At 34.2% G+C, this 19,968-nt stretch carries 16 protein-coding genes and 2 tRNA genes; 10 read left to right on the forward strand and 8 right to left on the reverse strand.

Annotation, left to right across the window (positions count from 1 at the left end; translation table 11 throughout):
* Positions 1–4: 4 nt before the first annotated feature.
* The 4 genes from groES to fbp form a co-directional block, all read right to left on the reverse strand.
* On the reverse strand, positions 5–283 hold the full coding sequence (groES, locus tag KI430_RS17475) for a co-chaperone GroES (RefSeq protein ID WP_248876160.1): 279 nt from the start codon (positions 281–283) through the stop codon (positions 5–7).
* 178 nt (positions 284–461) lie between these two features.
* The gene (locus tag KI430_RS17480; protein ID WP_248876161.1) at positions 462–1,175 is read right to left on the reverse strand and encodes a hypothetical protein; all 714 of its coding nucleotides are present in this window, start codon (positions 1,173–1,175) and stop codon (positions 462–464) included.
* Between the two features lie 62 nt (positions 1,176–1,237).
* Complete coding sequence (locus KI430_RS17485) at positions 1,238–2,245, reverse strand: o-succinylbenzoate synthase (protein ID WP_248876162.1); 1,008 nt, start codon at positions 2,243–2,245, stop codon at positions 1,238–1,240.
* A 59-nt stretch (positions 2,246–2,304) separates the two neighbouring features.
* Entirely contained in the window at positions 2,305–3,327 is a 1,023-nt protein-coding gene (gene fbp, locus KI430_RS17490; RefSeq protein ID WP_248876163.1) for a class 1 fructose-bisphosphatase, read from the reverse strand.
* Between the two features lie 240 nt (positions 3,328–3,567).
* Between fbp and KI430_RS17495 the strand changes: the two genes are divergently transcribed.
* From KI430_RS17495 to KI430_RS17520, 6 genes are all read left to right on the forward strand, one after another.
* The gene (locus KI430_RS17495; protein ID WP_248876164.1) at positions 3,568–4,806 is read left to right on the forward strand and encodes an aspartate kinase; all 1,239 of its coding nucleotides are present in this window, start codon (positions 3,568–3,570) and stop codon (positions 4,804–4,806) included.
* A 7-nt stretch (positions 4,807–4,813) separates the two neighbouring features.
* Positions 4,814–6,658: a lysophospholipid acyltransferase family protein gene (locus KI430_RS17500; protein WP_248876165.1), complete on the forward strand. Its 1,845-nt coding sequence runs from the start codon at positions 4,814–4,816 to the stop codon at positions 6,656–6,658.
* A 91-nt stretch (positions 6,659–6,749) separates the two neighbouring features.
* A tRNA-Phe gene (locus KI430_RS17505) sits at positions 6,750–6,822 on the forward strand.
* A 119-nt stretch (positions 6,823–6,941) separates the two neighbouring features.
* Positions 6,942–7,014 (forward strand) — tRNA-Phe (locus KI430_RS17510).
* Positions 7,015–7,212: 198 nt separating this feature from the next.
* Positions 7,213–8,415 (forward strand): tyrosine-type recombinase/integrase, encoded by a 1,203-nt coding sequence (locus KI430_RS17515; protein WP_248876166.1) that lies wholly within the window; start codon positions 7,213–7,215, stop codon positions 8,413–8,415.
* Positions 8,416–9,049: 634 nt separating this feature from the next.
* Positions 9,050–10,224 (forward strand): IS3 family transposase gene (locus tag KI430_RS17520; protein ID WP_248874265.1). Its coding sequence is split into 2 segments (ribosomal slippage): positions 9,050–9,308 and positions 9,308–10,224, totalling 1,176 coding nucleotides; the frame shifts between segments, so codons are not numbered across the junction.
* Between the two features lies 1 nt (position 10,225).
* Here KI430_RS17520 and KI430_RS17525 read toward each other — a convergent pair.
* The 4 genes from KI430_RS17525 to KI430_RS17540 form a co-directional block, all read right to left on the reverse strand.
* Complete coding sequence (locus KI430_RS17525; protein WP_248876167.1) at positions 10,226–10,843, reverse strand: hypothetical protein; 618 nt, start codon at positions 10,841–10,843, stop codon at positions 10,226–10,228.
* A 266-nt stretch (positions 10,844–11,109) separates the two neighbouring features.
* The gene (gene coaD, locus KI430_RS17530) at positions 11,110–11,580 is read right to left on the reverse strand and encodes a pantetheine-phosphate adenylyltransferase (protein WP_074235458.1); all 471 of its coding nucleotides are present in this window, start codon (positions 11,578–11,580) and stop codon (positions 11,110–11,112) included.
* A gap of 72 nt (positions 11,581–11,652) precedes the next feature.
* Complete coding sequence (locus KI430_RS17535; RefSeq protein WP_248876168.1) at positions 11,653–12,636, reverse strand: D-alanine--D-alanine ligase; 984 nt, start codon at positions 12,634–12,636, stop codon at positions 11,653–11,655.
* Between the two features lie 248 nt (positions 12,637–12,884).
* Positions 12,885–13,250: a diacylglycerol kinase gene (locus KI430_RS17540; protein ID WP_248876169.1), complete on the reverse strand. Its 366-nt coding sequence runs from the start codon at positions 13,248–13,250 to the stop codon at positions 12,885–12,887.
* 115 nt (positions 13,251–13,365) lie between these two features.
* Between KI430_RS17540 and dnaN the strand changes: the two genes are divergently transcribed.
* The 4 genes from dnaN (at position 13,366) to hemN (ending at position 19,936) form a co-directional block, all read left to right on the forward strand.
* Complete coding sequence (dnaN, locus tag KI430_RS17545) at positions 13,366–14,496, forward strand: DNA polymerase III subunit beta (protein ID WP_248876170.1); 1,131 nt, start codon at positions 13,366–13,368, stop codon at positions 14,494–14,496.
* A 161-nt stretch (positions 14,497–14,657) separates the two neighbouring features.
* Positions 14,658–17,057, forward strand: coding sequence for a phenylalanine--tRNA ligase subunit beta (pheT, locus tag KI430_RS17550; RefSeq protein WP_248876171.1), 2,400 nt, complete (start codon positions 14,658–14,660; stop codon positions 17,055–17,057).
* Between the two features lie 74 nt (positions 17,058–17,131).
* The gene (locus tag KI430_RS17555) at positions 17,132–18,385 is read left to right on the forward strand and encodes a YCF48-related protein (RefSeq protein ID WP_248876172.1); all 1,254 of its coding nucleotides are present in this window, start codon (positions 17,132–17,134) and stop codon (positions 18,383–18,385) included.
* A 192-nt stretch (positions 18,386–18,577) separates the two neighbouring features.
* On the forward strand, positions 18,578–19,936 hold the full coding sequence (gene hemN, locus KI430_RS17560) for an oxygen-independent coproporphyrinogen III oxidase (protein ID WP_248876173.1): 1,359 nt from the start codon (positions 18,578–18,580) through the stop codon (positions 19,934–19,936).
* Positions 19,937–19,968 lie beyond the last annotated feature (32 nt).

The following is a 19,968-nucleotide window of genomic DNA, read 5'->3' on the forward strand; positions in this document are numbered from 1 at the left end:
ATTTTTAACCAATGATTCCAAGTAAGTCACCTTCTTTTACAATCAAGTAATCTTTACCTTCAAATTTCAACTCGGTTCCAGAATATTTTCCATAAAGAACTTTGTCGCCTACTTTTACAGTTGTTGGCTCATCTTTTTTACCTAGGCCAACTGCAACTACAGTTCCTTCTTGTGGTTTTTCTTTCGCAGTGTCTGGGATAATCAATCCAGATGCAGTTTTCGTTTCAGCTGGAGTTGGTTCTACCAAAACTCTGTCTGCTAATGGTTTAAAATTTACTGACATAATAAGTATATAATTTTAATGTTATTCTGCTTCCTACATCTCCAACAATGTGCCAATGACTATACAAAGGGGAAGATGGATGGTGGAAGTTAAATTTTGGCAGTATTTATTTGGCGATGTGAAATTTTGGCAGAAAAAAAGTTTACCGATTGGGTAAATTTTATATGGTAAAATTTTATTATTCCATTATCATTTTCCTTCCACCAGCATTGATTTCTTGCTTAATCACTTTTCGTGTAATCATATCAATGTAGTAAGTGCTCTCAGCTTTTCTATCCTGGATATCATCAGTTGATTTCACAATCCAAACTTTTTTGCCATTATATTCAGATTTCTCAACTTTTTCTATGTAAGCTTTGATAATACCTTTTTTAGCTGTCGGATTATAATCGAAAATAGAAATTTCTGCCGTATAATTTTCTGCTAAAGGTAAAAACCGAATCATGGCGGGATAACTATTACTATCAAAATAAGGCAAAGTCGTCGCCTCATCAATTATATCTTTTTTCTGAGTTTTCTTATCAAGATAATACCCAGTCGCTTTGTTTTTATTAAATGTAATCGACATATCTCTCATCGAATTAAATGACGAATGATAAACCGGCTGGAAATTTGAGATTTTAACAATAGTAGAATCAACCCAAGCTTCGGGCGACTGTTTCATCTTGACGGTCGTTTTTATCAGAAGGTCTTTTTTATTTAATTTCTTAAAGTCGGTGGTTACTTTGCCAATTTCAAATTTTGAACCAGCGTTTTCCATTGTCCAGCTTACTTCCGATGATTCATCTTGGATATACTTTGGATCAAGCTTAATATTAGTTGGTGAAAGAAGGTTTTGTGCTGAAAAAAAATTGGTACTACCAATTATTAAAAGGATAAGAAATGTTCTCATATTTTTTAATAATATGTAGTACCAAATGTGATATAGTTACAGCAAGCTGAGCTTACTTCAATCTAATTTCCGAACCAAAGATTTTCACCTTCCAAAAACAAAGGTGTTTCAAAATTATTGGTAAACAAACTTCCGGTGCCTAAACCTTGTGGCATCGGATTTTTTTTGGTGTAAGTGTATTGGGCAATTGCATTCAGTCCAATATTACTTTCAAGAGCTGAGGTAATCCACCAACCGATATTGGTTTTTTCTGCCAAGTTTATCCATTCATCAGAACCTGAAAATCCGCCAATCAAACTTGGTTTTAGAATAATATATTGAGGATTAATTTCTTTTAGCAAATCTTTTTTAGATTCGATATTCAAAACACCGATTAATTCTTCATCCAAAGCGATTGGAGTTGGGGTGGTTTTGCAAAGTTTTGCCATGGCATCCCAATTTCCAGCTTCTATTGGTTGTTCGATAGAATGAATATCCAGATCTGCTAATTCCTGCAAAACAACTTTAGCTTGTTCCGGAGAAAAAGCGCCGTTGGCATCTACACGAAGTTCGATTTTATCTTTTGGGAATTTTTGTCTAATGGATTTTAATATTTCTTTTTCAGAATCCCAATCAGTTCCGATTTTTAGTTTGATGCAGGTAAAATTATTTTCCAACTTTTCCTCGATCTGAGATTGCATAAAATCCGAATTTCCCATCCAAATCAATCCGTTAATTTTAATTGAATCTTTTCCATCTGTAAAATCACTCGGAAAATACAAATCTCCTTGATATTCAAGATTAAGCAAAGCCTGTTCGATTCCGAAAATAATAGAAGGATGATTGATTAATTCTTCCTGCAATTCTTCCAGTTTGAGATTGATATTACGGCAAGCCCATTCCAAAGCATCTTCATAATCATCATCGTCATCAAAACTCAATCCTCGGAAAAGAGAACACTCACCGATTCCTTTTTTGTCATCTTCAAAAATTTCTATGAAATAAGTTTCTTTCGTGTTCAGAACACCTCGCGAAGTTCCGCTAGGTTGTTTGAAATTGAGAATATATTGATGGAATTTTGCAGTCTTCATTTTACAAAAATAAGAAAAGACCGACGAAATCGGTCTTTAGTATGGATTAAGATTGAAAATTAATCTTTGTGATTAACAGCTTTTGTCATAAATTCTTCAGCCTTAGTTACCATCGCTGCGCTACCACAGAAAAACGGAACACGTTGATGAAGTTCTGTTGGCTCGATTTCCATAATTCTTTTGAAACCGTCGCTGCATTTTCCGCCGGCTTGTTCTGCCAAAAACGCCATCGGATTACATTCATAAAGCAATCTCAATTTCCCATTTGGCGATTGTGAAGTGGAAGGGTAGATGTAGATGCCGCCTTTCAGCATATTTCTGTGAAAGTCAGAGACCAAAGATCCGATATATCTGGATGTGTAAGGTCTGTCGCCTTCTTCTTCCTGGCAATATTTAATGTAGTCTTTTACACCCTGAGGAAACTTGATATAATTTCCTTCATTGATAGAGTAGATTTTCCCTGAAGTTGGGAATTTGATATTTTTATGAGACAAGTAATAGGTTCCGATAGAAGGATCAAGTGTGAATCCATTGACGCCGTTTCCTGTGGTATAAACAATCATAGTAGATGAACCGTAAACAATATAACCAGCAGCTACTTGATTAACGCCTTTTTGTAAAAAATCTCTAAGTTCAACAGGAGTTCCTGGATTGGTAACTCTTCTGTAGATGGAAAAAATTGTTCCGACGGAAACATTCACATCAATGTTGGAAGAACCGTCCAAAGGATCAATCAAAACAACATATTTACTAAGATGTGCATTTTCTGTGCATTTGATTTCGATAAAATCATCACTTTCTTCGGAAGCAATTCCGCAAACAACTTCTCTCTGAGACAATGCAGCGATGAAAATATCATTCGCCAAAACATCCAGTTTTTGCTGGTCTTCACCTTGTATATTTTGATTGCCTACATTTCCAATAATGTCAGCAATTCCGGCTTTGTTAACTTCTCTGTTGACAACTTTTGATGCAATTCTGATGGAACTGATGAGACGGGAAAGTTCCCCTGTAGAATATTTGAAATCATCCTGTTTTTCAATGATAAATTCTCCTAAAGTCTGTAAAGCCTGTTGTGACATATTGGGTTAATTTGATTTTCTACAAAACTAATTTTTTTTTCAAAGAAATAAAACAAAATTTATCAATTTTTGATGATACTTATCATAAAATCATTAATATGGTTTCATTATCTCAATTTGAAGCATTAGGAAAAAAATAACTGATTTTTATATTTCGTTCATTATTAATATTTTTGAAGGTTAATAATCAATTAACGACTTCTTAATTCTTAATAAAAAAGTTTAACGGTAAAAAATCTAATGAAAGTTTACAAATTTGGTGGTGCGTCTGTAAAAGATGCTGAAGGTGTGAAAAATGTAGCCTTGGTTCTTGAAACGCAAGGGTTTGAAAAATGTTTAATCGTGGTTTCCGCAATGGGAAAAACAACGAATGCTTTGGAAAAAGTAGTCGAATATTATTTCAAGAAACAGGATTATCAAGCAGAAATTGAATTAATCAAGAAAAATCACATCGATATTGCCAAGGGTTTATTTTCAGAAGGTCACGCTGTTTTTGGGGAGATATCATTATTTTTTGATGATATTGATTCTTTTTTAAGAAGAAACAAATCGCCGAATTACAACTTCGTTTACGATCAGGTTGTGAGTTGTGGAGAGATGATTTCGTCTAAGATTTTGAGTGAGTATCTTAATGATATTCAGTTTTTCAATCATTGGTTAGATGCGAGAGATTACATCAAAACAGATACAAATTACAGAGAAGGTATTGTAAACTGGCAGGAAACGGAACAAAATATTTCTAAACTGGATAAAATCAATTGTTATGTTACTCAGGGATTCATTGGTTCTGAAAATAATAATTTTACAGTGACACTAGGTCGTGAAGGTTCAGATTATACAGCGGCGATTTTCGCTTATTGTCTGAATGCTGATGAAATGACAATCTGGAAAGATGTTCCAGGTGTGATGACTGGTGATCCGAGAAAATTTGAAAATGTAGAATTGTTATCACATATTTCTTATGAAGAAGCGATTGAGATGGCTTATTACGGAGCTTCTGTTATTCACCCAAAAACACTTCAGCCACTTAAACAAAAGAATATTCCGTTTTTTGTAAAATCCTTTGTAGAACCTAAAGAACCAGGAACTAAAGTGGGAAATTCTGCAGAGAATGAATTGATAGAAAGTTATATCCTTAAAGAAAATCAAACATTGCTGAATGTAGAAACACGAGATTTCTCTTTCATAGCCGAGGATCACATCAGTTTAATTTTTACGCTTCTGGCAAAATATAAAATTAAAGTTTCTTTGATGCAGAATTCAGCAATTTCCTTAGCTTTATGTTTGGAAGACAAATTTGGAACTGCGAATGATTTTAATGAAGAATTACAACAAAACTTCATTACCCAAATGACAAAAAACGTATCTTTATTCACGGTCAGAAATGCCGAATTGGATAAGTTGGAAAAATTCTACAAAGACAAAAAAGTATTGCTGGAGCAGATTTCCAAAAAAACCTTCCAAATGGTAACCATGTAAAAACACTATGAGTTTAATTTCAAAAGAGGATTTGATAAAAGCCGCTGGACTCGATAAAATTGGTTTTCTCAAGAGACCGGTTGCCTCGGCGATTATGAATCTTACTAAAATAAATGAAGTCAATAATCTTTACAATAAACTGATTAATACCCAAGGTGTGCAGTTCTTTGATGAGTTTATCAGAGAGCAGGAACTCAGTTATATTGTTTTCGAAGAAGATTTGGCAAAAGTTCCCAAAACAGGACCTTTCATTATTGTTTCCAATCATCCGTTGGGCGCATTAGACGGGATTTTGATGTGTAAAATTCTGTTACGTGTTCGTCCGGATTTCAAGGTTATGGGGAATTTTCTTTTATCGAAAATTAAACCAATGGAACCTTTCGTCATCTCAGTCAATCCTTTTGAAGGGAGAAAAGATGCTTATAATAGTTCTTCCGGGATGCGAGAAACCTTCAAACATTTGCAAGAAGGCGGATGTATCGGTATTTTTCCGGCTGGCGAAGTTTCTAACAAGAATAACGAATATGGCGAAGTTCTGGATAGACCGTGGGGAAAAACTGCACTAAAGATTATCAAAAAAGCAAAAGTTCCGGTAATCCCGATGTATTTCCACGCGACCAACAGTAAAATGTTTTATAATGTTTCCAAGTTGCATCCGGATTTGCAAACCTTAATGCTACCAACCGAAATGATGCGAAAAAGAGATAAACCAATCAGAATAAGAATTGGAAAGCCAATCTCTGTGAAGCAAATGGAAGAAGAAGAAACTCTGGAAGAGTTGGGCGACTATCTTTACAATAAAGTTTATATGCTGAAGTCTTATTATGAAAGACGAAAAAGCATAACCGAGAAATTAAAGCTGCCTAATATGGCGCTTAAAAATCCGCTTCAGAAACAAAATAATATTGTACAGAATATCATAGACGAAACACCTGTTGAAGATATTGTTAATGAAATAGAAAAGCTAAAAGTTCCTGAAAATAAGAAACTTTTTTCTCACGGTGATTATGATGTTTTCTTTACAAAATCAGAAGAAATTCCTTCTATTATGAGGGAAATTGGAAGACAGAGAGAACTGACTTTCCGAGCGATTGGAGAGGGGACTAATCTTCCTTTTGATTTGGATGAATATGATAACCACTATCATCATCTTTTTCTTTGGGATAATGCGGGCAAAAAGTTGGTTGGCGCCTACAGAATGGCTCTGGGTTCTGAGGTGATGAAGAAATTTGGGATTGATGGATTCTACACAAGCTCACTTTTTGAATATGATCCGGAATTACAGCCATTTTTCCGAAAAGTGATAGAAATGGGTAGAGCTTATATTTCTATAGAATATCAGCAAAAACCATTTCCGTTATTCTTGCTTTGGCGCGGAATTGTTCATGTTTGTCTAAGAAATCCTGAACACAAATTCCTAATGGGAGGCGTAAGTATTAGTAATAAGTTCTCAGAATTCTCGAAATCGTTGATGATAGAATTTATGCGCTCTCATTATTATGATTCTGCTGTAGCACAATATATCCATCCGAAGAATGAATTCAAGGTTGTGATGAAAGAGCGAGACAAAGCTTTGTTCTTTGAAGATATGGACGCCGATCTTAATAAATTGGATAAGATTATTGATGATCTTGAACCAGAGTTGAGATTGCCAGTTTTGATTAAAAAGTACATCAAGCAAAATGCAAAAATGATTGCTTTTAACGTGGATCCAAACTTCAATGATGCGATTGATGGATTGATGTATATTAGGATTAGTGATCTTCCTGAAGATACTATAAAGCCCGTTTTAGAGGAATTAAGTGATTTTTTCAAAGCGCAAACTGAAAAAAAATCTTCTGATAATCAATGATTTTAAATAAATGTGTGAAGAAATTCTAATATAATTTGCATTATAAGAATAAAGAATATACTTTTGCACCACTCAAAACAAAACGAGTGATGGTTTCTTAGCTCAGTTGGTAGAGCAACGGATTGAAAATCCGTGTGTCCCTGGTTCGATTCCTGGAGAAACCACTTAAAAACCGCCTAAGCTAGGCGGTTTTTTAATAAAAAAAATCAAATTAGTAGCATTCTGATTTGGATTATAAGAGTAAAGAGTGTATTTTTGCACCACTCAAAACAACAAGAGTAATGGTTTCTTAGCTCAGTTGGTAGAGCAACGGACTGAAAATCCGTGTGTCCCTGGTTCGATCCCTGGAGAAACCACTAAAGTTAAATACAGTTTAACTTCACTAAACAGAAAATCCCTTTAAACTAACCGTTTTTAGGGATTTGTTTTTTAGATTGTGTTAATTTGTGTTATGTCAAATTAATATCTTTTCTGTCCCCATTTCGTCCCTAGACAATCCCCTGTATTGATTTCAAGTTTAAGCAAATTTATTTTCGCTAAATAATTTTGAAACAATGAATATTAGATTTTTTTTAAAAGAGCCAAAATTGGCTAAGGAAACAATGCTTTACATTACTGCTACTATTGGCGGTAAAAGAATGAAACGCTCAATTGGGGTAAGAGTAAAGCCCTCAAATTGGACAGGAATAAAAGTAAAAACACTCGCAAGGGATTCTGCAGCGCAAAACCTAAAAATTGAAAATGCTTCTAAAATCTTAAAAGAGATAGAAAGAGAGTATCTATTACAAGGCATTCCCCTTTCAAAGGAGATTGTGGAGAAAGAATTTGACCAAAGAATAAATCCTGAAAAAGAAAAAGTTCAAAAGTCATTTATTGAAGTATTCAATGATTTTATTTTAAGTTGTAAACCAACAAAATCAGAGAATACAATAAAAACATACAACACCTGTAAAAGACATTTATCCAAATTTTCGCACGAAAAAAAAATATCGTTAAATTTTGAGAATATTGATATGAGTTTCTATGATGATTTGTTGGCTTATTTTCTCTCAAATAATTTTTTGAACACTACAATAAGTAAATACATTAAAGTCCTTAAAACCTTCATGAAATGGTCAAATGAAAGAGGTTATCATAATAATATGATTTGTAATAGATTTAGGACTTTCAAAGAAGATTCCGAAAAAATAAAGATAAGCGCAGAAATTGTTGAGAAATTGAGAATGACGGACTTCGAAGATGAATATAAAAACATTGTAAAAGATCTTTTTATATTAAGTTGCTACACAGGTTTAAGGTTTAGCGATATACAATCAATGAAAGAAGATAACGTATCATCTGACTTTTTAAAAATTCATATAAAGAAAACTAGAGAAGTCTTAGAAATACCACTGCTAGATGTTCCGAAAAAAATTATAGAAAGACACATGGAGAAATATGGTCGTCTAAAAGTACCTACAAATCAATTTTGTAATAGAGAAATAAAAAAGATGTTTGAAAAAATTGAATTTGATGATAACGTAGAATTTACAAAACATTCGGGGAAAAAAAATATTGTTATAGAAAAAAAAGCTTGTGATTTTGTTACAATGCACTACGGCAGGACATTTTTTGTTACTAATTCACTGGTAAATGGTATGAATGAGGAAACTATTAGAAAGATTACAGGACATAAGGATTATAAATCTTTTAAAAAATATGTTCAGTTTAGTAAAGAAATGATTTCGGAAAGTTTATTGAAAGCTTGGGGAAATTAAAATTATCCTTTCTGAAATTTCTGAAAATGATTGATAGGGGGTACTGGAATTTTCTTTAGTAATATGTCCCACAAATAAGAATAGTCCCTCTTCAATGGAGATATGCAAAATATTTTTAGGGTTATATTGTAAATAATATGTCTCAAAAAAGTTAGTTTTTTTGATAAAAGTAAAAAGAAATGCAGAGATTTTGATTCAATCTAAGTATCGATTTAAACAAATTTATATCTTTGTATCACATCAACGAAAAAAAGAAGAGTTTTAAACTTTTGCTTTTGTAATACGAATCGGCAAAATTCACAATGACACAAAATGCAAACAGTTAGCTCCTTGCCTTAAATGGCGAGGGCTTTCCTGTTTTATGTGTCGAGGCTTTGCCGAGCCTGTATTACTGAAGCGTGGAAAAGTTCCTCGCTTTTTTTTGTGTTTTACGGAAACCAGTAAAGAGGTGTGGATTTTTAAATCTAATATTACAAATTCAACATTCATAAATATATAATTATGAAAAAAATAGTTTTAACAGTAGGTTTAGGATTAACCACTTTATTTTTTGCACAAGAAGCAAAAAAAGAATGTGTGGATGTACTAATTTAGCTTCCAGTTAAAGTTAAGCATAAAACCTTAATTTTAACCTATGAAAGGAGAGCGAAAAATCTACGATCCTGCTTTTAAAACCAAAGCTGTTGAGCTAAGCAAAGAACGAACTAATGTGTCAGAACTCGCAAGGGAGCTGGGAATCGCAGTCACGCTGCTTTACAAATGGCGTAAGGAGTACGAAGAATTTGGAGAAAGAAGTTTTCCAGGGAATGGAAAACTGAAACTGACACCCGAACAGGAAAAGATTCATGAGCTGGAAAAAAAGTTGAAGGATGCAGAATTAGAACGAGATATATTAAAAAAAGCAATCGGCATCTTCTCCAAGAGCGGTCGCTGAAATATAAATTCATAAAAAATAATGAATCTATTTTCCCGATTGAAAAGATGTGCAATGTTTTAAAACTATGTTCCAGTGGTTATTACAAATGGAAAAACAGGCCTTGCAGCAAGAAATTGCTTTTGAAGGAAAAAATAAAACAGCAAATCACTTCAATATATTTTTCATCAAAACAGCGCTATGGCAGCCCTAGGATTACGTCTGAGCTAAATTCCTTGGGTTACAAAATATCCCGAGTCACAGTGGCTAAATATATGAAAGAGCTTGGACTGCGAAGTAAACTGAGCAAGAAATTTAAAGTGACTACAAACTCTAAACACAATTATTTGGTGGTAGAAAATGTGCTGGACAGGAATTTTATAGCCGAAAAACCTGCGCAAGTTTGGGTTTCTGATATTACCTACATTCAAACCAAAGAAGGATTTTTGTACTTGACAACAGTGATTGATTTGTATGATCGGAAAATCATTGGATGGAGTTTAAGCAACGGAATGAGCACCGAAGAGACAAGTCTTTCTGCCTGGAAAATGGCTGTCAAAAACAGAAAAATAGGGGAAAGTCTAATTTTTCATAGCGACAGAGGCGTTCAATATGCAAGCAGAAAATTTGCAAATACTCTGGAATTTTATGGAGTTACAAGAAGCATGAGCCGGAGAGGAAATTGTTGGGATAACGCTGTGGCAGAGAGCTTTTTCAAATCTTTGAAAACAGAACTGATTTATGGAAACAAGCTTATTACAAAAGAAAAAATGGAGCTGGAAATATTTGAATATATTGAAATATGGTACAACAAAAAAAGACGCCACAGTGCCTTGAATTATCAAACTATTGAAGAGTTTAACAATCAAAACAAAATTTATCAAAATGTAGCTTAACTTATACTGGAAATTTTGTTTGCATATCCATATCTAGTGATATTTCATTGTTGGAATATGTGTATCTAACTTCTCTCTCAATTAATTCATACTTAAAAGCATAATGTAATTCAATTTTTTCAATTATTTCTTCATTAGATAAGTCACTATCAAAATGAATATGTCCACGTTGATAATCATTTAAAAAGAATGCACGGATTGGAGATTTTTCTCTTAATCCGTATCTGCCATAATGCCAGTAGTAAAATTTACTTATAAAGCGGAAAAAATCGCCAGATAACCTTTTAGAGTGATGAAAAAATTTTCTATTATCCTCAGATATTGTATAATTAGAATTTTGAATAATTTCATAATTATTTTTAATAAAATTCTCATAATTAAAATATACTTCTTTTAACCATCCCCAAACAGTCATTTCGAATGCAGAATTATATTTTAGTTTTAATTCGTCAAATAATGATTTAATATCTAAAGGAAATATTTCTTTGTATTCCAAGTAAAGAGCTTCAATTTCTTTTGTAAGGTTAATTTCATTATCTAAATTCTGACCTAATTTTTTGCTGAAAATTAAATTTAATTTTTCAAGTAAGTCAATCAATTTATTTATATTTGTAATCATAATATATGTTTAAATATAAGCGTCAAAAATTGGGTAAAATTCGAAATTACTGTCAAATTGTCCCTCTTTTGTCCCCATTATTACGATGATGACATTTAAGACGTTGGAAATCATACATAAAGGAGATTCCTGGAGAAACCACTTAAAACCGCCTAACTTAGGCGGTTTTTTTTTGTTTTTATACGTGATCTAGAAAAAACAAGAGCAAAATTGGATTTTTGTTCTGAAAATCAAAAAATCCTGAAGTTAACTTCAGGATTCTTAATTTATTTTTTCTCAACTCTCACAGCATCCGGAACCATAATTTCATAGTTTCCGCCATAAGAAATGATTTCCCTTACAATACTACTACTAATGTAAGATTTGCCCGAAGAAGTCAGAAGAAAAATGGTTTCAACTGTATTTTCTCTGGTCAAAGCTCTGTTGGTCTGAGCAATTGATTTTTCGAATTCAAAATCAGCAGGATTGCGCAAACCTCTCAAGATAAAATTCACATTTTTACTTTTACAATAGTCAATTGTCAAACCTTCAAAATCATCCACTTCAACATTCGGAAATTTTTCAAAAGTTTTTCTGATGAATTCTTTTCGTTGTTCCAAGGAGAACATATATTTTTTCTGAGAATTCTTTCCGATGGCAATAATGATTTTGTCAAACAATGGAACAGCACGCTCCACAATATCATAATGCCCAAGCGTAATTGGGTCAAACGACCCGGGAAAAACAGCAATTTTCATAGAAATTTTAAATTTTAGATTATTAATTTTAGATTTCTCAAATAATTTAAATCTAAAATTTATCATTTATAATTATTTGTTAAGTGCTTTTTCAACTTCGTTTCCGCAAAGATCTTTGATAGAGATTCCGTAGATTTTTGCCTGTTGCGGAAGGATGCTTGCTGGCGAAAATCCAGGATTGGTATTCATTTCCAGCAAGTGCGGGATTCCATCAACGATAATGAATTCCGAACGAGAAAAGCCACTCATTCCAAGTGATTTGTAAGCTTTGATAGAGATTTCGTCTACTTTTTTTCTGGTTTCTTCGTCAATTCTTGCTGGTGTAATTTCCTGCGATGCGCCTTCGTATTTAGCTTCATAATCGAAGAATTCTTTGTCCGGAACGATTTCCGTAATTCCCAAAACAATCACTTCGCCTTGATAATCCAGAACGCCAACGGAAACTTCCATTCCAACTAAAGCACTTTCAATAAGAATTTCATCATCTTCTTTATAAGCAAATTCAATCGCCGATTTCAGCTCGCTCTTGTCTTTAACTTTCGAGATTCCCAAAGAAGAACCACTTTGATTGGGTTTCACAAAAACCGGAAGTCCTAATTTTTCAACAATTTCGTCATCAGAAATTTCCTCGCCATTTCTTAGATAAATACTTTTCGCAGAAGGAATTCCGTATTTTGACAAAACAGCTAAGGTGTCTTTTTTATTGAAGGTCAATGCACTTTGATAGAAATCACAGCCTGTATATTTTTGTCCAATTGCGTCCCAGTAAGCTTGCATAATTCCATTTTCGCCTGGCGTTCCGTGGATGATATTGAAACAAACATCAAAGTTAAGGATGTCTCCATCGCCTAGGTTTACTGAGAAATCTGCCTTGTTGATGAATCTTTTTTTATCTTTTTCGTCTAGCAAATACCATTCATCTTTTAAAATAACGACTTTGTAAACATCGTAAAGTTCACGATTCAGCGAATCAAAAATCAGTTGTCCACTCTTCAAAGAAACCTTGTATTCATCAGAATAACCGCCCATTACAACGGCTACATTTTTTTTGCTCATTTTAGAAATATATTGAAAACAAATGTAAAGATTTTATCAAAAAAATAAGATGTTAATTTCTGTAAATTTTGAAAACGGACTTTATGCGTGAATTAAAAGCACAAAGGCACAAAAATATTTAAGTTTATTGTAGTATTTTAAGGCACAAAGTTAATTTCATTAGATCAAAAATATTTGATTTTCTTGTGTCTTAAAACGTTGCAGTAAGTAAAAAAAATCTAGTGTCTTTGTTTTTAACAATTTTATAATTAATAAAAAAACAATTTCAAATAAGGCCAATAAATCAAAATGCCAACGCAAATCGAAGAAATCGTCGCCAACATCACAGCGCCACCAGCCAAATCCTTAATAATCCCAATTCTAGAATCAAACTCCGGCTGAATGTAATCGCAGATTTTCTCAACGCAAGTATTCAAAGCTTCTGTGACCAAAACAAAAAAACAACAAAAAATAATCAAAGCAGTTTCGATATTTGAAAGTCCAAAAAAAACAATCAGAAAAAGATTAATAATCAATCCTAAAATATGAAACTGGAAATTCCTTTCGTTTCTCAAAATCCAAATAATTCCTCGGATTGTAAACTGAACACTTTTATGAAATGGCGGTTTTTTCATCGTAATAATAACAACAAAGATAGATTATTATCATAATTGTTAATAACTAAATAAAATGAACTTTTACAATCGAACCTAAATCATTATATTTGTGGAATTGAAATAAATACAGTTTATGAGATTTATTGTTGCCAGTGGCGATTTGCAAAAAGCTTTACAGACGGTGAGTGGCGTGATTTCCGGTTCACAATCCAGACCAATTTTGGAGAATTTTCTTTTCGAGTTAGACCAGAACTTATTGACAGTGACGGCTTCTGACGGAGAAACGACTTTGATTACTTCTCTTGAAGTGAAGTCGGATGACAAAGGAAAATTAGCAGTTCCGGGTAAGATTTTTCAGGATTTCCTGAAAACTTATGGCGAGCAGCCTTTGACTCTTGCGGTTAAAGATTCAGAAGACGGAAACGGCAGCGTTTTGGAAATCCTGGATGAGAAAGATAACTTTGCTGTAGCATTGGACAATGCAGACGACTATCCGGAGTTGCCGGAATTTGATGCCTCTCAAAAAGTAACCATTGGAGGAGGAATTTTAGCAGAGGCTTTGGCGAACACTTTGTTTGCTACGAGTAACGATTCTCTACGTCCTGTGATGACTGGTGTTTTGTTTCAGTTCAAAGAAGATGAAACCAACTTTGTATCCACAGATTCTCACAGATTGGTGGTTTACAAGAGAACAGATATTGTGCATCCGGAGACTTTGGAATTCATTATGCCAAAGAAACCATTATCGATTTTCAAAAATATTCTGAACAATTCTAACGAAGATGTTGTGATTGAATTCAGTGATAATATGGCGAAATTCACATTCGGAAATAACATCTGGATTTGTCGTTTGATTGACGGAAAATATCCGAACTACAATGCGGTAATTCCTAAAGAGAATCCAAATGTTTTGACCATCAACAGAAGTTTGCTTTTGGGTTCTATCAGAAGAGCATCTATTATGTCAAACAAATCTACGAATCAAGTAAGATTCAAGTTGTCTGGCAACGTTCTTCATCTTCACGCAGAAGATACGGAATACGCAAACAAAGCGGATATGCAGATTCCTTGTGATTACAATGGCGATGATATCAACATCGGTTTCAGTTCAAAATTCCTGACAGAGATGTTGTCTGTTTTGGCTTCTGACGATATCACGATGAAAATGTCTCAACCCAACAGACCAGGAATTGTAGAACCGGTTGATGGATTGGAAGACAATGAAAGTATCCTGATGCTTTCTATGCCTGTGATAGGTTTATAATTTTAAAATTAATCATATTTAAAATTTGAGATTTGAAATTCAGGTCTCAAATTTTAGTTTAAAAACTTCTTATAAGTTTAAGCCTTTGTGCACTTAAAAGCAGTTTAAATTTAAAAAATCTTTGCGCACTTTGTGTTCAAAAAATTCAAATATAAAAAAGAATGAAAATTTCTAATAATTGGCTTAAAGATTATATCAAAACTGACCTTAACTCTGAAAAAATCAGTGCTTACCTTACCGATATCGGTTTGGAAGTAGAGGGTGTTGATCAATTCGAAAGCATAAAAGGAAGTCTGGAAGGGATTGTTGTAGGTAAAGTTTTGACTTGCGAAAAACATCCGAATGCTGATAAATTAAGTAAAACAACTGTTGATGTTGGTAACGGAAAAGTTTTGGAAATTGTTTGTGGCGCACCGAATGTAGCTGCTGGACAAACGGTTCCTGTTGCTGTGGTTGGAACTAAAATCTATGCGAAAGACGGCAATTCTTTCGAAATCAAAAAAGCTAAAATCCGTGGCGAAGTTTCCGAAGGGATGATTTGTGCCGAAGATGAATTAGGTCTTAGCGATGACCACGCCGGAATTATGGTTTTGGACGAAACTAAATATGAAGTTGGAAAACCTTTCGCTGATTATTTTGAATTGACGAATGATGAGGTTTACGAAATTGGTTTGACTCCAAATAGAACTGATGCAATGTCGCATTATGGTGTTGCCAGAGATTTGCAAGCGTTTGTTTCTTCAAATAATTTGAAATCGGAATTTACTAAAATAGAATCTAAAGTTTTAAATATCGAAGGTTCTCACGATTTCAAATTAGAAGTTGAAGATTCTGAATTAACGCCAAGATATTTAGGCGCTGTTATCGAAAATGTTGAGGTTAAAAATTCTCCGGATTGGTTGAAAAACAGATTGAAAGCCATCGGACTCTCACCAATTAATAATGTTGTAGATATTACCAATTATATTCTTCACGGACTTGGACAGCCGCTTCACGCTTTTGATGCTGATAAAATCGCAGACAAAACTGTGAAAGTTGGAACGGTGAAAGCTGGAACCAAATTCAAAACTTTGGATAATGTAGAAAGAACTTTGAACGGTTCCGAAATCATTATCAAAGACGGAAAAGATAAACCAATGTGTATCGCCGGAGTTTTTGGTGGAAGCGAAAGTGGTGTTTCATCTGAAACCAAAACCATTTTCCTGGAAAGTGCTTATTTCAATCCGGTGGCGATTAGAAAAGCGTCTAAGTTACACGGTTTGAATACTGATGCATCTTTCCGCTTTGAAAGAGGTGTTGACCCGAATAATGCCAGAACGGCTTTGACTCACGCGATCAATTTGATTCAGGAATTGGCTGGAGGAAAGTTGGTTGGAGAGATTTTGGAACATTATCCCGAAAAAATCAAAGACCATTATGTAGTTTTCAGATATTCGAAATTGGATCAGATTTTAGGAACTAAAATTCACAGAGAAAAAATTAAAGAAATTTTAAAATCTCTTGATATTCAAATCCTCAATGAAATTCAAAATGGTCTTGAATTATCTGTTCCAGTTTACAGAGCAGATGTGACAAGAGAAATCGATGTTATCGAAGAAGTTTTGAGAATCTATGGTTACAATAAAATCGATGCGCCGAAAAAAATATCATTTACGCCAGTAAAACTGAGTTTCGACGACCAGGATGCTTTGGAAAATTCTTGGGCAAGAACACTGCAATCCAACGGTTTTCACGAGGTAATGAACAATTCGCTTCGTTCTGTAAAAGATGAAACGAATGCTGTTAAATTGCTGAATCCTTTAAGCAATGATTTGGCATTTATGAGAAAATCTTTGTTGGAAGGACTTTTGGAAAACGCCATTTATAATATCAATAGAAAATCATCTGACATTAAGTTTTTCGAATTAGGGAAAATTTATCATAAGAAAGAGACATACGAAGAAAGAAAGCAATTAGCGATTCTGACATCGGGTAGAGAAGTTGCGGAAAACTGGCTTCAACCAAAAAGTGCGACAGATTTCTACTATTTGAAAGCTTATGTCAAAGTTCTTTTGGAAAAACTAAATCTTGAACTTCACGAATCTGCGTTAGAAGACCAGCGTTTTTCTGATGCTTTGGAAATAAAATCCGGGGACAAAACTGTGGCAAGATTAGGAAAAGTTTCTCCGCAAATGTTGAAGGCTTTTGATATCAGTCAGGAAGTTTTCTATGCAGAAATCGAACTGGAAAACTGCCAGGCATTGAGAACAAAAGAAAATCTGAAATTTATTGATATTCCTAAATTCAACAAAATCAGAAGAGATTTGGCTTTGCTAGTGGATAAAACCATTACTTATGCAGAACTATACGAGTTGGTGAAATCTAACAAGTCGCCGTTCCTGAAAAATGTTAATCTGTTTGATGTTTACGAAGGGAAAAATCTTCCGGAAGGCAAAAAATCATATGCTTTAAGTTTTGAACTTTTGAACGAAGAAAAAACTTTAGAAGACAAAGACATTACCGAAGTTATGAATTCACTTATCAAATCTTTTGAAAAAGAATTCAAGGCTGAATTAAGATAATTAATTCAAATTGATATAAATCAAAATCGGGAAAATTCTCCCGATTTTTTTATTTTTAGCAAAAAATTAAAACCGTGAAAAAAATCTTTATCTCTTTTCTACTGGTTGTAGGTTTAGTCTCTGCGCAAACATACAATTGGAGCACATTAAACTTTCCACCTTCAACTACTGGTCGTTATGACGATGTTTTCTTTCTTAATGAAAACTTAGGCTGGGCTGCAAGAGGAGGCAATGGAACTGTTTTCAAAACCACAAACGGTGGAGCGACCTGGACAGAACAAATTGTTAGTTCACAAACGGGGCAATACTTCAGGAATATAGAATTTCTGAATGAAAATATCGGTTTTCTGGGAACTCTGAATAATAATTTTTATAAGACGACAAATGGAGGAACAACGTGGACGAAAGTCAATAATATTTCCCCTTATCCGGCAGCAATCTGTGGACTAGATACAGTTGGATCATCCACGGTTTATGGTTGTGGAGCGTGGTTTTCTCCAGCTTATGTTATTAAGTCGACAGATTCCGGCAATACTTGGAAGTTTATCGATATGTCAGCTTATGCATCTGCATTGGTCGAAGTTCAGTTCATTGATGAAAATGTCGGTTTTGTTTCAGGAAGTGACGAACAGGGTGCTGTGATTCTCAAAACGACTGACGGTGGCGACTCCTGGACCAAAATATACAGTGCCGGAGAATATGGCGATTACGTTTGGAAACTGCAAATTTTTCCGGATAATAAAATTATTTTCGGTTCGATTGAATCCGAAACTCAAGGCAAATTACTGAAAACTTTTGACGGCGGATTGACCTGGCAAACAAAAAATTTCCCTGACCCATATGTTCAGGCGGTTGGTTTTGTGTCAACTACGCACGGTTGGATGGGCGGCCACAATTCAGGTTTTATGGAGACTTTTGATGGTGGTAATACTTGGGTCAATAAAAATCTTGGAGGTTCTCTTAACCGTATTTTTTTCGTGAACGGAACTACAGCTTTTGCATCGGGAAATCAAATCTATAAAATGACCACAACAGGTTTGTCAACCAATGAGTCAGGCAATGAAAAAGTTGAAAACCTGAAAATAGAAATCGCTCCAAACCCGATAAACGATAAGCTAAATTTGAACATTCATTACATCCATTCAGATCATATTATTATAGGATTGTATGATTTGACAGGAAAATTTTTGGGCAATATTCTAAAAGATGATGTTAGTGGAAAAGGTCTCAAAAAATATTCTCTGGACTTCAAATATCCTACAGGTGAATATCTTTTGGCGGTGCAATCCAATTTGGGAAGACAGTCTATAAAAATTATTAAGAAATAGTTTTAGGAGCTTAATCCCGCTATCCACTATATCTTTTTCTTTTTTGGCAAAAAAAGAAAAAGGATGCCGTTCCTATCGGGGCTAGGGATTTTGTCAACCATAGAAATTCAATTATCAATAATAGAATTTAACAATCAAAAATCATCTCTAATTCAAAATCATTCCAAACATAGTTTTCGTAACTTTGCAACGATGAATTCTTTAGTTGACAAATATAATATTCCTGGTCCGCGTTACACATCTTATCCTACAGTTCCTTATTGGAATGAGGCAGATTTTACGCCAGAACTTTGGAAAAAATCCGTAATTAAATCCTTTTCTGAAAGCAATGCCCAAGAAGGGATTTCCATTTACATTCACCTGCCTTTTTGCGAAGCACTTTGTACATTTTGTGCTTGTCACAAAAGGATTACGAAGCAGCATTCGGTAGAAATTCCTTATTTGGAAAGTGTCTTGAAAGAATGGCAATTATATCTTGAATTATTCAATGAAAAACCGAAGCTGAAAGAACTTCATTTGGGTGGTGGAACGCCGACTTTTTTCTCTCCGGAAAATCTGAAAACACTTTTACAAGGGATTTTTGATACAGTTGAAATTGCGGAAGAACAAGAGTTTAGTTTTGAAGGTCATCCGAATAATACGACTCGGGAACATCTTCAGACTTTATTTGATTTAGGTTTTAATAGGGTGAGTTTTGGTGTTCAGGATTATGACCCAAAAGTTCAGAAAGCAATCAACAGGGTTCAGCCTTTTGAGAATGTGAAAAATGTAACCAAATGGGCAAGAGAAATTGGCTATAAAGGAATCAGCCACGATTTGGTTTTCGGATTGCCGCATCAGACTTGGGAAGCCACCGAATATACGATTAGAAAAACTTTGGAGTTGAAACCAGACCGATTGGCGTTCTATTCTTACGCACACGTTCCTTGGGTGAAAGGAGTCGGACAAAGAGGTTTTGATGAAAGTGATCTGCCAAGCGGTGATGAGAAGAGAAGACTTTATGAAGACGGCAAAAAACTGCTGGAAGAATTGGGTTACATCGAGATTGGAATGGATCATTTTGCTTTGGAACACGATGACCTTTATCAATCGTTGATTCAGAAAAAACTGCATCGTAATTTTATGGGTTATACATCCAGCAAAACCCAGTTGATGGTAGGTTTGGGAATGTCAGCAATTTCCGATTCCTGGTATGCTTTTGCGCAGAATGCAAAAACGGTGGAAGAATATCAAAAAATCGTGGAAGAAGGTGAGATTCCGGTTTTCCGGGGACATATTTTGGATGGTGAAGATTTGACAATTAGAAAACATATTCTGAATCTGATGTGTCAGTTGGAAACGAGCTGGGATTTACAAACTTCATTTCCTGAAATCGAAGATGCAATTGAAAAACTGAAAGAAATGGAAACGGACGGTTTGGTAGAAATCTTCGACAATCAAATTAAAATCACTGAAAAAGGAAGAGCTTTTACACGAAATGTAGCAATGGTTTTCGACCTCAGAATGATGAGAAACAAACCTGAAACCCGGATTTTTTCGATGACGATATAATGATTAAAAGAAGTTTTAGTAACTTCTTTTTT

The organism is Epilithonimonas zeae, from assembly GCF_023278365.1.
Classification (GTDB): Bacteria; Bacteroidota; Bacteroidia; order Flavobacteriales; family Weeksellaceae; genus Epilithonimonas; species Epilithonimonas zeae_A.

Coding starts and splice junctions, on each gene's coding strand:
- groES (WP_248876160.1), bottom strand. CDS start 283: ATGTCAGTAAATTTTAAACCATTAGCAGACAGAGTTTTGGTAGAACCA.
- KI430_RS17480 (WP_248876161.1), bottom strand. CDS start 1,175: ATGAGAACATTTCTTATCCTTTTAATAATTGGTAGTACCAATTTTTTT.
- KI430_RS17485 (WP_248876162.1), bottom strand. CDS start 2,245: ATGAAGACTGCAAAATTCCATCAATATATTCTCAATTTCAAACAACCT.
- fbp (WP_248876163.1), bottom strand. CDS start 3,327: ATGTCACAACAGGCTTTACAGACTTTAGGAGAATTTATCATTGAAAAA.
- KI430_RS17495 (WP_248876164.1), top strand. CDS start 3,568: ATGAAAGTTTACAAATTTGGTGGTGCGTCTGTAAAAGATGCTGAAGGT.
- KI430_RS17500 (WP_248876165.1), top strand. CDS start 4,814: ATGAGTTTAATTTCAAAAGAGGATTTGATAAAAGCCGCTGGACTCGAT.
- KI430_RS17515 (WP_248876166.1), top strand. CDS start 7,213: ATGAATATTAGATTTTTTTTAAAAGAGCCAAAATTGGCTAAGGAAACA.
- KI430_RS17525 (WP_248876167.1), bottom strand. CDS start 10,843: ATGATTACAAATATAAATAAATTGATTGACTTACTTGAAAAATTAAAT.
- coaD (WP_074235458.1), bottom strand. CDS start 11,580: ATGAAAATTGCTGTTTTTCCCGGGTCGTTTGACCCAATTACGCTTGGG.
- KI430_RS17535 (WP_248876168.1), bottom strand. CDS start 12,636: ATGAGCAAAAAAAATGTAGCCGTTGTAATGGGCGGTTATTCTGATGAA.
- KI430_RS17540 (WP_248876169.1), bottom strand. CDS start 13,250: ATGAAAAAACCGCCATTTCATAAAAGTGTTCAGTTTACAATCCGAGGA.
- dnaN (WP_248876170.1), top strand. CDS start 13,366: ATGAGATTTATTGTTGCCAGTGGCGATTTGCAAAAAGCTTTACAGACG.
- pheT (WP_248876171.1), top strand. CDS start 14,658: ATGAAAATTTCTAATAATTGGCTTAAAGATTATATCAAAACTGACCTT.
- hemN (WP_248876173.1), top strand. CDS start 18,578: ATGAATTCTTTAGTTGACAAATATAATATTCCTGGTCCGCGTTACACA.